Here is a 12,705-nt window from a genome sequence, read left to right on the forward strand (position 1 = left end):
GCAAGAAAGGAGTGCCATTGTGTTAGAGAAGAACATCGTCGCCGCTATCCTGCGGCATTTGAAAGCCCGCCCACGCTGTTTTGTCTGGAAAACCCACGGCGGGATATACGGCACCTCCGGCCTCCCGGACGTTATCGCCTGTGTGGACGGGCGCTTCGCGGCCTTTGAGGTCAAGCAGCCGGGCGGTAAGCTCACCGCTTTGCAGGAGGCTACTATCAGAAAAATACATGCCGCTGGTGGGCTGGCATGTATGGCAACCTCGGTTGAGGATGTGAAGGCCGCATTGGCGGAGAAAGGAGCGGATTATGACAAGTAAGGAGTATCTCGGGCAGGCGTATCGTATCGACCAGCGGATAAACAGCAAGCTGGAGCAGGTGTCCTGCCTGCGGGAGATTGCAGCCAAGGCGACCTATACATTTTCCGAGACGCCGCCCAGCGGCACCCGCAATGTCCACTCCATGGAGGGCATTATCGTGAAAATCATTGACTTGGAGAATGAAATCAACGCCGACATTGACACCCTTGTGGATTTGAAGCGGGAAATTGTCGGGATTATCAAGGCCATAAAAAACCCGGAATATCAAACGCTGTTGGAGCTCCGGTATCTGTGCTTCCGCTCGTGGGAGCAGATCGCCGTCGCCATGGGCTACAGCTTGCAGCACATATTCCGCCTGCATGACAAGGCCCTGAATATGGTCAAGGTTCCCGAACATGAGAGTTAATGTGATAGAAAGAGAGTACCCGCCTGTGGTTTAATTATCATGAGCGAACCATAAAGAGGCTTCCCGGTATTCCGGCTTGTTTTAACTTTCTGCGCGTTTACCGAAAGATGAGAGTAAATGTGATAGAAAGAGAGTTGCCGTTTGTGGTTCAATTAGAATAGCGGGAACCGTAAAAAGCGGGAGCTCAAAAAAAGCGGGCTTCTAAAAATTGGTTCCGCAAAAATTACCCCGCAAATTGCATAGCCATTGAGAAAGCCTTCGCAGGAAATCTGCGGGGGCTTTCTTTATTGGCTGCACAAAGGAGGTCGGTTGGTATGCCGCGCAAACCCAAGCGGCCCTGCGCATACCCCGGCTGCCCGGAACTGACCGACGGGCGCTACTGCCCGGAGCACCAGAAGATTATCACGGCGCATTACAACCGCTATGAACGCGACCCGGCCAGCCGCAAACGATACGGGCGAGCTTGGAAACGGATACGCGACAGCTATATCGCCGAGCACCCGCTGTGCGAGCTATGCCAGCGCGACGGGAAATTGACCCCGGCGCGGGAGGTTCATCATATCCAACCGCTGGCGCAGGGCGGCACTCACGCGCGCGACAATCTCATGGCGCTATGTACCTCCTGCCATTCGACCATCACCGCCCGCGAGGGTGGCCGGTGGACGCCGCGCCGGTAGGGGGAGGAAAATCTCTACGGCTTCTCCAACGGGCAGCGGCCATGGGGTATCGCGCGAAAAGTCGCGCTTTCAAGTCGGGTATATGGCCGCCCGGTTTTCAAAGGAGGTGAGGCCGCATGGCAAACGGCCACGGAGGCGCGCGCATCGGCGCGGGCCAGAAGAAAAAGGCGCTTGCGGATAAGGTGCTGGAAGGCAATCCGGGCCGCCGCAAGCTCACAATTATGGAATTTACTGATACCGCAGATTTAGAGGGGCAGGCCATGCCGCCGCCTCGTGAATATTTGGCGGCCCGGCAGAAAAATGGGAAAGAACTGCTGGCGGTCAATGTTTACGAGAGCACATGGCAATGGCTCGACGCGCGGGGCTGTGCGCATTTGATTCCCGCGCAGATTTTAGAGCAGTATGCTATGGCTATTTCTCGCTGGATTCAGTGCGAGGAATGTATCACGGAGTTTGGCTTTCTCGCCAAGCACCCAACCACGGGCAATGCCATTCCCTCCCCATACGTCGCCATGAGCCAGTCTTTCGGCAAGCAGGCCAATAACCTGTGGTTTCAAATCTATCAAATTGTCCGCGAGAATTGCGCTTCTGAGTTTAAGGGCGCAACCCCGCACGACGACATGATGGAGCGGTTGCTCATGGCCCGGCGGGGGGGTTAAAACATAATTTTAGGAGATAGAGCCATGAACATTATTCAATTACCGCTTGCGGATATTCACCCCTATGAACGCAACCCGCGCAAAAACGACGGTGCGGTGCAGGCGGTCGCGGAGAGTATCCGGCAATATGGTTTTCTCGTCCCGCTGGTGATTTCCGCCGACCATGAGATTATTACGGGACATACCCGGTATAAGGCGGCGCAGCTACTGAAATTGAAAACCGTCCCCTGCGTCATTGCCGATGAATTGACCGACGAGCAAATCCGGGCCTTCCGGCTCGTGGATAACAAGGTCGGCGAGCTTGCGGAATGGGACGTGGATTTGCTCCCGCTCGAACTGGCGGAAATCGCCGAGGATTTGAGCGTCTTTGGTTTTGAAACCGTCACCGACGAGGAGTTTGGAGAGGATTTTACGCTGGACGACGGTGGTAAAAAGCCTTTTCAGCAAATCAGCCTGACCCTGCATGATAAGCAGGCCGAGCTCCTCCATGCCGCTATTGCCCACGTTTACGCCAATGAGGAGGTGGCGGAGACTTTCGGCAATGAGAACAAAAACGGGAACGGCATTTACGAGGTGGTGCGCCAATGGGCCGCGCAAAAGAAATTGTCCTGAAGGTGATACCCTCCTCCGTTGCCACGCCCTTTGTGCGCCGGTATCATTACAGCGGTTCTATTGTGACCAATAGCAGCCTGCATTTCGGCGCATTTCTGGACGGTCGGCTCCATGGGGTAATCAGCTACGGGCCAAGCCTCAACAAAGCAAAAATTCTGCCGCTGGTGGCCGGTACCGGTTGGAATGAATACCTCGAACTTAACCGGATGGCCTTTGACAGCTATCTCCCGCGCAATTCGGAAAGCCGGGCCATATCGCAGAGCATTAAGCTGATAAAGCGCAACGCTCCTCACATCAAATGGATTGTGAGCTTTGCGGACGCCTGCTCTTGCGGCGATGGCGCTATTTACCGGGCCAGTAATTTTGTCCTCACCGGCATCAAGGAAAACGAGGCGTTATGCCTGCTGCCGGACGGCTCCACCATTCATAAGGTCACGGTGGAGGCCAACCCGACCTCGCCGCGCCCGGAGCTTGGCGGGCGCTCTTTTTTCGATGTAACGGGCGGCAGATTCGCCTTCAAAGTCTATCTGGAAGCGGCGGGCGCAAAACTGCTCCCCGGCTACCAGCTACGCTATCTTTACTTTATTGATAAGGCCAAGCAAAAGGATTTGACCGTCCCGGTTATTCCGTTCTCCCGCATTGACGAAATAGGGGCCGGGATGTACAAGGGCGTGCAGATCAGCGGCGCCGAGCGGCACTATGCGAAGGAGGTGTGACTATGGGCCGGGCAAAAGATATTGTCATGAAGGTTATTCCCAGCAAAGTGGCGACCCCCTTCATGCGGGCGCACCACTACAGCGGCACCATTGTCAACAATAGCCTCCTGCATTTCGGGGTTTTCCTTGACGGGCGGCTCCACGGGGTTATGTCCTACGGCCCGAGCCTCGACAAGTCAAAAATCATCGGCTTGGTGGAAAGCACCGGCTGGAATGAGTTTTTAGAGCTTAACCGCATGGCGTTTGATTCGGTACTTCCGCGCAATAGCGAAAGCCGGGCCATATCCATGAGCCTCAAACTGATAAAAAAGCACGCCCCGCAGGTGAAATGGGTTGTTAGCTTTGCGGACGCTACCTCCTGCGGCGACGGTACCATATACCGCGCCAGTAACTTTCTACTGACCGGCATTAAGGAAAACCTCAACCTTTGCGTTCTACCGGACGGTACCCGCGTCCATAAGATGACCCTCGCCAGCAATCCCACCTCCCCGCGCAAGGAGCTCGGGGGCCGGACGTTTTTTGATGTGACCGGGGGCAAGTATAACTTTATGGATTATGTCAAGGCGGCAAACGCCACGATATTGCCGGGCTTTCAGCTTCGGTATATCTACTTCATAGACAAGAAGGCGCAAAAGGACCTGACGGTGCCTGTCATACCCTACTCAAAAATAGACGAGCTCGGGGCCGGGATGTACAAGGGCGAAAAAGTGACAATTGCCGAGCGCCATGTTTCCGCCCAGGCGGAAGCCTTCGAATAAGGAGGCGCGCTTATGGAGCTATGGCAGTTGAGGCAGTTTCAAGCCCTGCCCTTTGAAATCAAGGCGGAAAAAAGCAAGCTGCGCATCCGTGAATGGTACGACCATTTTGAAGGGAATGTGTTTGTTAGCTGCTCGGGCGGTAAGGATTCCACCGCTCTTTTACATTTGGTGCGTTCCATGTACCCGGAGGTTCCCGCTGTCTTTGTGGATACGGGCCTCGAATTTCCTGAAATCCGGGAATTTGTCAAAACGCTGCCGAATGTGGAGTGGCTAAAGCCGGACATATCGTTTCGGCAGGTCATAGAAAAGCATGGATACCCGGTCATAGGCAAGGAACAAAGCGAATGGATACACCGGATACGCGTCGGCGACCCCAACGTATTCCGGGCGAAATTCCACGGCGTCATGCCGGACGGGCGGCCCACACAATACAAACTGGCGGAGCAATGGCGCTTTCTGCTGGACGCGCCTTTCAAAATCGGCGGGGGCTGCTGTAATGAAATGAAGAAAAAACCGCTGGGACGCTATGCCAAGGCGTCGGGGCGGTTTTCCTATATCGGCACCATGGCCAGCGAAAGCCATCTGCGCATACAGCAATGGCTCAAAACCGGCTGCAATGCCTTTGATGCCAAGCGCCCCACCTCCATGCCGCTGTCCTTCTGGCTGGAATCGGACGTTTGGGAATACCTCCGGCGCTATGAGGTGCCGTACAGCAAAATTTACGACATGGGCTACGAGCGCACCGGCTGTATTTTTTGCGCCTTCGGCGCGCACCTCGATACCCAACCGACGCGCTTTCAACGGCTGCAAAAAACACACCCCAAGCTCTGGCGTTACTGTATGCGGGATTGGGAGGCTGGCGGTTTGGGGCTCCGGCAGGTGTTGGAATATATCGGGGTTCCCTATGAAGCCTTTACGTTAGGAGAATGACATGGATATTCAGAAAATCGACGCCGCGCGGCTCAATCCGGCCCCCTACAACCCGCGCCGGGATTTGAAGCCGGGCGACAAAGATTACGAAAAGCTCAAACGCTCTATGGAGCAATTCGGAGCCGTCGAACCTGTTGTATGGAACCAGCAGACCGGAAATGTGGTCGGCGGCCACCAGCGCCTTAAAATCCTGCTGGATATGGGCGAAACGCTGATTGATTGCGTTGTTGTGGATTTAGACCCGCAGCGCGAGAAGGCGCTCAACCTCGCATTGAACCGGATCACCGGCGATTGGGACGAGGGCAAGCTGGCGGCCCTCATGGCCGACCTTGACGCCTCGGCCTTTGATGTGAGCTTGACCGGCTTCGACGCCGAGGAAATCGACGCGCTTATGAATAAGTTTTACTCGGCGGAGGCTACGGAGGATAATTTTGACGCCGACAAGGCCACGGCAGACATTGAAGCGGCGGGCGGCCCTACGACAAAGCCCGGCGACCTCTGGCAGCTTGGCGACCATCGGCTTCTATGCGGTGACAGCGCATCGCCGGAGGATATGGCGCGGCTTATGGAAAAAGCGCGCGCGGCCTGCGCCGTTACGGCCCCGCCCGAAACCAGCGGCGATTACCGGAAGGACGGCCTCGGCCCATGGCTTGAAAAAATGGCGGCGGTTGCCCGCAATCTCTGTAGTTGCGCCGACGTGGTATGCTGGAACCTCTCCGACCTGTTTGCCACCGGCTCGCAATTCATTGAGCCCACCGGCTTTTACAGCGTGAAGCTGTTCGCGGACTGTAATTTCCGCCCGCTCTGGATTCGCGTCTGGAAAAAGCAAGGCATACTCGCCCGCACCGGCTCCGCCCATTTAACAAGCGCCAAACCGGCCCGCGAGTATGAATATGTGGCCGCCTTCGCGGGCAATGAGGTGGATGAATACAACGACCAAGAATATAAGTGGGTTTCCGCCTTCGCCGCTCACAGCTACCGCTTTACTCGCCGCCTTACAAAAGAGGAGCGGCGCAAATGGGGTTATGCGGGGGTGTGGGAAATCGCCGCCATGCCAAGCAGCAAGGGCGGCCCGCCGCTCATGCCGGTGGAGCTACCATGGCGCTGTATCAAAATGCACAGCGACCCCGGAGGCATTGTGCTTGACCCCTTCGCAGGCGCGGGCGCGACGCTGATTGCCGCCGAGCAAAGCGGGCGCTGCTGCTATGCCATGGATACCGACCCCCTCAATTGTGATTTGGTGATTTTACGCTGGGAGCAGTTTACCGGCGAAAAGGCACGGCTGATAGAGAACTTTTGCATTTAGAGCTTGCCTTTTGAGGTGTTCCAGAGTAGTCTCCACTCACATCAAACGGAGGTGGCACCTATGAAAGACTTTAAGAAAATGCCCTACCGCGAACTGGAACAGGAGGTTATCGCCAATCGCTGTGCAATGAGAACCGCCACCATCGAAAAAAAGCGGGAGCTAATCCGACGCAACCATGAACTAATGCTGGAAATGGATGCCCGCTGGAACGCTGCTGAGCAAAAGCGGCGGAATAATATATAAAAGAAAAAGCCCGAAGAACCGGGCTTTTTCGGTTGTCAGCCTTGTCTTTTAGGGGGGGCCAGAGTAAGCTGTCCACACCCTAAAACAAGGAGGTCAATTGTATGAAACAGACAATGGAAATGAAGAAGGCGGCCTTTGAGGCGCTCATGCTGGAAAACGGCTTTGAGCGCACCGGAGAGACTGCTTTGGGTGGCGAGCCGGTTTATGCGCGGGCATGGACGCGGGTTGCCAAGGTGGCTTTTTATGGCAATATGGAAAGCAGCTTCCGCATTACTGCGCACGAAAGCGCCGGGGTTCCGGTCATCCAGACATTTGATAAGGGCAAGCGCACCAGTACCCGTGATTATTCCAGCCCCAAGCGGGCCATGAACGCCATTAAAGAAATTGTCCGGTTCGCCGGATATGCCATGTAAGGGGGTGTCGGATATGAATGAGTTGTTTGCAAGCTGGCTGGCCGCCGAGGAAAGCGGCCCGCTCCATTTTCATAAAGGCAGCACCCTGTATATCTTCATTCGGGTGGCGAAAGGTGCAGGCTTTGACTACCTGTACTGCCAGCGCCATTACAACGCCGAGAGCTTTACGCGCGGCGACAGCTTCAAATACGCAGGCATCTACTATTCGCAGGACGGTCTGATCTATGACGGCCAGTACGACCTGCGCGACGTATGCGACGAGGATTCTACGGAAAGCCGAACCGTGGAGGCTTTACGGGAGCGGCTAAAAAAAGCTGTCCGGCAAAGGGTTGAGGCGGCTATCGGAAATGACCGGAATAACCTGAAAGTTACCGAGATTGCCGATAAGCGGCTTCTGGATAGTCTGGACTACTTTTATAAGTATACTGCCAAACAGAACGCCCGCTCGACATATCTTGACAATATTGAGGTTGAGGAGCCCGCGTTCCAGTGCAGGTATTCGCTGGATAATTGGACGGAGGAATCCTTGCTTTCGTATATCGCCGACCCGGACGGCTATGTGGAAAAGGAAGCATCCGCATACATGGCGGAAAATCAAGAGAATATGCTCTCTGATTTTTTGGAGAATGACGCCATCCTGTCGGAATACCGGGCCTTGCTGGAAAATACGCAAAACCCAGTGCACCACGTCAAGAAAATCATGGCTGCGGTCGGCGCATCCGGCGCAAAGACGGTCAATGTCACCATTTGCAAGGATGGTACGGAATTTTCATTCAAAACCGAGGCCAGCGATTTGCGCCGGGATTGTGATAGCTACTATCACTCTTGGCACATTGTGGCGGCAGATCGCCGGGAGTTTGAGCGGATATTTGGCAGAAATGCGGACTATAGGCCAGAGCACATTATCAGAATTATGTACGGCAAAAAGGTGCTGTATGAGGCCGACGAGTAAGGCCGCTGCCAGAACAATTAAAAAATAATTTTAAGGGACTTCCCGCGAGGGAGGTTCCTTTTTTGCTGCCAGTTTTTGAGGAAGGAGGCGGCCTGTCATACGCAAATTGAAAAAATACAAACCTTCGCGTTTTATGGCGACGGGTTCCAGCTACAACAAGGAACTGGCAGATATAGCGGTCGCCTTTATTCATTGTTTGAAGCACACCAAGGGCGAATGGTACGGCCAGCCCTTTGAATTGATAGATTGGCAGGAGCAGATTGTCCGGGACTTATTCGGAGTTGTCAAGCCGGACGGCTACCGGCAATTTAACACCGCTTTTGTAGAGATTGCGAAGAAGCAGGGAAAAAGCGAGCTTGCGGCTGCAATTGCCTTGCTGCTTACCTGCGGCGACGGCGAATATGGCGGCGAGATTTACGGCTGCGCCTCAGACCGGCAGCAAGCGTCCATTGTTTTTGATGTGGCCTGCGGCATGGTGGAGCAATGCCCGGCGCTCCGTTCCCGGATAAAGCCAATCATGTCGCAAAAGCGCCTCATATATAAGCCGCTCAACAGCTTTTATCAGGTACTTTCGGCGGAGGCATACACGAAACATGGGCTCAATGTCCATGCGGTAGTTTTTGACGAGCTCCATGCGCAGCCGTCGCGGGCGCTCTATGACGTAATGACCCATGGCTCAGGCGACGCGCGCAAGCAACCGCTATATTTCCTTATTACTACAGCGGGCAATGATACCAATTCTATCTGTTACGAGGTGCATAGCAAAGCCACGGATATATTGGAGGGCCGGAAAATCGACCCGACCTTCTATCCGGTAATTTACAGCGCCAAAGAGGACGAGGACTGGACTAACCCCAAGGTCTGGCGCAAAGCTAACCCCTCCCTTGGCATTACGGTGCAAGAGGAAAAATTACTCGCTGCTTGTGAGAGTGCCAAGCAAAATCCAGCGGAAGAAAACCTGTTCCGGCAGCTTCGCTTATGCCAATGGGTTAAGCAGGCCGTCCGGTGGATGCCCATGGAAAAGTGGGATAAATGCTCCTTTGCCGTTGACCCGGATGCGCTCCGGGGCCGCGTTTGCTATGGCGGGCTCGACCTCGCCTCCACAACGGATATTACCGCCTTTGTGCTGGTTTATCCCCCGGAGGACGAGGACGACAAGTATATCGTTCTGCCTTATTTCTGGCTCCCGGAGGAAACCCTCGACCTGCGCGTGCGGCGCGACCACGTTCCCTATGACGTGTGGGGGCAGCAGGGGCATATCCAGACCACCGAGGGCAATGTGGTGCATTACGACTTTATCGAGGCTTTCATTGAGGAGCTCGGCACGCTGTACAACATCCGTGAAATCGCTTATGACCGCTGGGGCGCGACGCAAATGGTTCAGAACCTTGAAGGGCTGGGCTTTGTTATCGTCCCCTTCGGGCAGGGCTTCAAAGATATGAGCCCGGCGTCCAAGGAACTCATGCGCTTGACCTTGGACGGGAAAATCGCCCACGGAGCCAACCCGGCTCTCCGTTGGATGATGGATAACATTCATATTCGCACCGACCCTGCCGGGAATATCAAGCCGGATAAAGAGCGGAGCACAGAAAAAATAGACGGCGCGGTCGCCACCATTATGGCGCTTGACCGCGCGCTGCGCGGGGGCTCCAATACAGGCCAATCGATCTATGACAGAAGGGGGTTATTGATTTTATGAGTATTTTCAGCCGCTTTTTCAAAGCGCGGGATAAACCGGCAGACGGCCTAAATGCGCAAAACGCGCTGAACGGCAGCCGGTACAGCTTTTTCTTTGGGGGGACTACGGCGGGCAAGAACGTCAACGAACATACCGCCATGCAAATGACGGCGGTGTATTCCTGCGTTCGGATTCTGTCCGAGGCTGTAGCGGGCCTTCCTCTGCATGTGTACCGCTATACCGATGAAGGGGGAAAAGAAAAAGCCCTCGATCACCCGCTGTACCGGATTCTGCATGACGAGCCCAACCCGGAAATGACTTCTTTTTCATTGCGTGAGACGCTCATGGGCCATTTGCTCCTATGGGGCAATGCCTATGCGCAAATCATACGCAACGGAAAAGGCGAGGTTGTAGGCCTCTATCCCCTCATGCCGAACAAGATGGCGGTTGACCGGGACAGCCGGGGCCAGCTTGTTTATCAGTATATGCGCACCTCGGAGGACGCGCCGCTCTCAAATGAAAGCATTGTTCCTCTGTCCCCATCGGATGTATTGCACATTCCCGGCCTCGGCTTTGACGGTCTTGTCGGCTATAGCCCCATCGCCATGGCAAAGAACGCCATCGGTATGGCAATCGCCACCGAGGAATACGGTGCGAAATTCTTTGCAAACGGCGCAGCGCCGGGCGGCGTCCTCCAACATCCCGGTATTATCAAAGACCCGCAGAAAGTCAAGGAAAGCTGGAACGACATGTACCGAGGCAGCGCCAACGCCCACCGTGTTGCGGTTTTAGAGGAAGGCATGAAATACCAGCAAATCGGCATTTCGCCGGAGCAGGCGCAATTCCTCGAAACTCGGAAATTCCAGATTAACGAGATTGCCCGTATTTTTAGGATTCCTCCCCATATGGTGGGCGACCTCGAAAAGAGCAGCTTTAGCAATATTGAGCAGCAGAGCCTTGAATTTGTGAAGTATACCCTTGACCCGTGGGTGTGCCGCTGGGAGCAAAGTATGGCCCGGCGCTTGCTGCTGGATAGCGAAAAGCCCCGGTTCTTCATCAAATTCAATCTTGACGGCCTTCTCCGGGGCGATTATCAAAGCCGCATGAACGGGTATGCCATCGGGCGGCAAAATGGCTGGATGTCCGCCAACGATATTCGGGAACTTGAAAACCTCGACCGGATACCAGTCGAACAGGGCGGCGACACCTATCTTATCAATGGCAATATGCTCCGTTTGGAGGATGCGGGGGCTTTTGCGCAAAACGCAGAATAGGAGGGAAACCACAAGTGAATAGGTTCTGGAATTGGGTGCGGAACTCCGACGAGAGCCGCACCCTTTATCTTGACGGCGTTATCGCGGAGGAATCGTGGTTCGCCGATGACATAACGCCGGAGGTGTTCCGCGAGGAGCTTTTTTCTGGTGAGGGCGACGTTGTTATCTGGATAAACTCGCCGGGCGGCGATTGCGTCGCCGCTTCGCAAATCTACAGTATGCTCATGGATTACAAGGGCAATGTCACCGTGAAAATCGACGGCATTGCCGCCAGCGCGGCCAGCGTTATCGCCATGGCGGGCACCGAGGTGCTCATGGCTCCAACCGCCCTCATGATGGTGCATAACCCGTTGACTATAGCCATTGGTGATAGCGAGGAAATGCAAAAGGCCATTGCCATGCTGGACGAAGTGAAGGAGAGCATTATCAATGCGTATGAAATCAAGACGGGGCTGTCCCGCACCAAGCTCTCCCACCTTATGGACGCAGAAACATGGCTGTCCGCCCACAAGGCAATTGAACTCGGGTTTGCGGACGGCCTATTGTCCAAATCGGCAATTGCTCCCCCGGCAGCGTCGGCGGGATACGCATTCAGCCGCCGGGCGGTAGTGGGCCAATTGCTACAAAAGCTGCCCAAGTCACCGAAAACCGAAAACAGGCACCCCGCAGAGCCGCTTTATAAGCGGCTTTCTTTATTGAAATAAGGAGGTTGTATCAATGAACAAGGTATTGGAACTGCGCGAAAAGCGCGCAAAGGTGTGGGAATCCGCCAAGGCATTTCTTGATTCCCGGCGCGGCTCGGACGGGTTGCTTTCCGCTGAGGATGTGGCGACCTATGAAAAAATAGAGGCCGAAGTGGTGAACCTCGGCAAAGAGATTGACCGGCTGGAACGCCAGCAGGCCCTTGACGCCGAGCTTAACCGCCCCATCAGCGCCCCGTTGACCAGTAAGCCCTCGGCGGCTGCCGGTGGTGAGGAAAAAACTGGCCGGGCCTCCGCTGAATATCGCAAATCCTTCTGGAACGCCATGCGGAGCAAGCTGCCCTCCCATGAGGTCATGAACGCGCTGCAAATCGGCACCGATTCGGAGGGCGGCTACCTCGTCCCCGATGAATACGAGCGCACGCTCGTTGAGGCGTTGGAGGAGGAGAACATCTTCCGTACGTTGGCGCATGTCATTCAGACCTCCTCCGGCGACCGTAAAATCCCGGTGGTTTCCTCCAAAGGCTCCGCTGCGTGGGTGGACGAGGAGGGCGCTATCCCCGAAGGTGACGACGCTTTTGCGCAGGTATCCATCGGCGCATATAAGCTCGGCACCATGATTAAGGTTTCCGACGAGCTCCTGAACGACAGCGTTTTCAACCTCGAAGCCTATATCTCGAAGGAATTTGCGCGCCGCATCGGTGCCAAGGAGGAAGAAGCCTTTTTCGTTGGAGATGGCGTTGGCAAGCCTACCGGCGTTCTGTCGGCGACGGGCGGCGCGGAAATCGGTGTGACTACTGCCGCAGCCGCAGCCTTTACCGCCGACGAAATTTTTGACCTGTTTTACTCGCTCAAAGCGCCTTATCGCCGGAAAGCGGTCTTTATCATGAACGACGCCAGCGTGAAGGCGCTGCGCAAGCTCAAAGACACCAACGGCCAGTATCTGTGGCAGCCCTCGCTGACCGCAGGTGTTATTCGGCATTTTACCTGATCTAGATTTCTTCTATTTCATGCAAATAAAAAGAAGGTACTGAATAAAAGATTCTGTTGCATTTTGCGTCAGA

The 12,705-nt window shown here is 55.0% G+C and carries 15 protein-coding genes and 1 pseudogene; all 16 read left to right on the top strand.

Going from position 1 to position 12,705, the window contains the following annotated elements; translation table 11 throughout:
• The first annotated feature begins 19 nt into the window (after window positions 1-19).
• On the top strand, window positions 20-316 hold the full coding sequence (locus HNQ56_RS06070) for a VRR-NUC domain-containing protein (protein WP_429143791.1): 297 nt from the start codon (window positions 20-22) through the stop codon (window positions 314-316).
• Window positions 306-722, top strand: coding sequence for a DUF1492 domain-containing protein (locus tag HNQ56_RS06075; RefSeq protein WP_429143793.1), 417 nt, complete (start codon window positions 306-308; stop codon window positions 720-722). The genes HNQ56_RS06070 and HNQ56_RS06075 overlap by 11 nt, the downstream gene beginning before the upstream one ends.
• A 314-nt stretch (window positions 723-1,036) precedes the next feature.
• Window positions 1,037-1,399, top strand: coding sequence for an HNH endonuclease (locus HNQ56_RS06080; protein WP_429143795.1), 363 nt, complete (start codon window positions 1,037-1,039; stop codon window positions 1,397-1,399).
• Window positions 1,400-1,515: 116 nt separating this feature from the next.
• Window positions 1,516-2,058 carry a P27 family phage terminase small subunit gene (locus HNQ56_RS06085; protein WP_429143797.1) on the top strand — a complete coding sequence of 181 codons (543 nt, stop codon included), beginning with the start codon at window positions 1,516-1,518 and terminating at the stop codon, window positions 2,056-2,058.
• A 24-nt stretch (window positions 2,059-2,082) separates the two neighbouring features.
• Entirely contained in the window at window positions 2,083-2,670 is a 588-nt protein-coding gene (locus HNQ56_RS06090; RefSeq protein WP_429143799.1) for a ParB N-terminal domain-containing protein, read from the top strand.
• On the top strand, window positions 2,643-3,386 hold the full coding sequence (locus tag HNQ56_RS06095; protein WP_429143800.1) for a Mom family adenine methylcarbamoylation protein: 744 nt from the start codon (window positions 2,643-2,645) through the stop codon (window positions 3,384-3,386). The genes HNQ56_RS06090 and HNQ56_RS06095 overlap by 28 nt, the downstream gene beginning before the upstream one ends.
• Before the next feature lie 2 nt (window positions 3,387-3,388).
• Window positions 3,389-4,144 (top strand): Mom family adenine methylcarbamoylation protein, encoded by a 756-nt coding sequence (locus HNQ56_RS06100; protein WP_429143802.1) that lies wholly within the window; start codon window positions 3,389-3,391, stop codon window positions 4,142-4,144.
• Window positions 4,145-4,156: 12 nt separating this feature from the next.
• The gene (locus HNQ56_RS06105) at window positions 4,157-5,074 is read left to right on the top strand and encodes a phosphoadenosine phosphosulfate reductase family protein (RefSeq protein ID WP_429143804.1); all 918 of its coding nucleotides are present in this window, start codon (window positions 4,157-4,159) and stop codon (window positions 5,072-5,074) included.
• A gap of 1 nt (window position 5,075) precedes the next feature.
• A complete protein-coding gene (locus tag HNQ56_RS06110) occupies window positions 5,076-6,380 on the top strand; it encodes a DNA methyltransferase (protein WP_429143806.1) in 1,305 nt (434 codons plus the stop codon).
• A gap of 60 nt (window positions 6,381-6,440) precedes the next feature.
• A complete protein-coding gene (locus HNQ56_RS06115) occupies window positions 6,441-6,623 on the top strand; it encodes a hypothetical protein (protein WP_429143807.1) in 183 nt (60 codons plus the stop codon).
• A gap of 101 nt (window positions 6,624-6,724) precedes the next feature.
• The gene (locus tag HNQ56_RS06120) at window positions 6,725-7,036 is read left to right on the top strand and encodes a hypothetical protein (protein ID WP_429143809.1); all 312 of its coding nucleotides are present in this window, start codon (window positions 6,725-6,727) and stop codon (window positions 7,034-7,036) included.
• Window positions 7,026-7,988 carry a hypothetical protein gene (locus HNQ56_RS06125; protein ID WP_429143811.1) on the top strand — a complete coding sequence of 321 codons (963 nt, stop codon included), beginning with the start codon at window positions 7,026-7,028 and terminating at the stop codon, window positions 7,986-7,988. The genes HNQ56_RS06120 and HNQ56_RS06125 overlap by 11 nt, the downstream gene beginning before the upstream one ends.
• Before the next feature lie 133 nt (window positions 7,989-8,121).
• Window positions 8,122-9,687, top strand: coding sequence for a terminase large subunit (locus HNQ56_RS06130; protein ID WP_429143836.1), 1,566 nt, complete (start codon window positions 8,122-8,124; stop codon window positions 9,685-9,687).
• Window positions 9,684-10,940 (top strand): phage portal protein, encoded by a 1,257-nt coding sequence (locus tag HNQ56_RS06135; RefSeq protein ID WP_429143813.1) that lies wholly within the window; start codon window positions 9,684-9,686, stop codon window positions 10,938-10,940. The genes HNQ56_RS06130 and HNQ56_RS06135 overlap by 4 nt, the downstream gene beginning before the upstream one ends.
• A gap of 14 nt (window positions 10,941-10,954) precedes the next feature.
• Entirely contained in the window at window positions 10,955-11,644 is a 690-nt protein-coding gene (locus HNQ56_RS06140) for a head maturation protease, ClpP-related (RefSeq protein WP_429143814.1), read from the top strand.
• A 13-nt stretch (window positions 11,645-11,657) separates the two neighbouring features.
• Window positions 11,658-12,611: pseudogene (locus HNQ56_RS06145) on the top strand (phage major capsid protein); the annotation flags it as partial.
• Window positions 12,612-12,705 lie beyond the last annotated feature (94 nt).

The organism is Anaerotaenia torta, from assembly GCF_050433395.1.
GTDB lineage: Bacteria > Bacillota > Clostridia > Lachnospirales > Lachnospiraceae > Mobilitalea > Mobilitalea torta.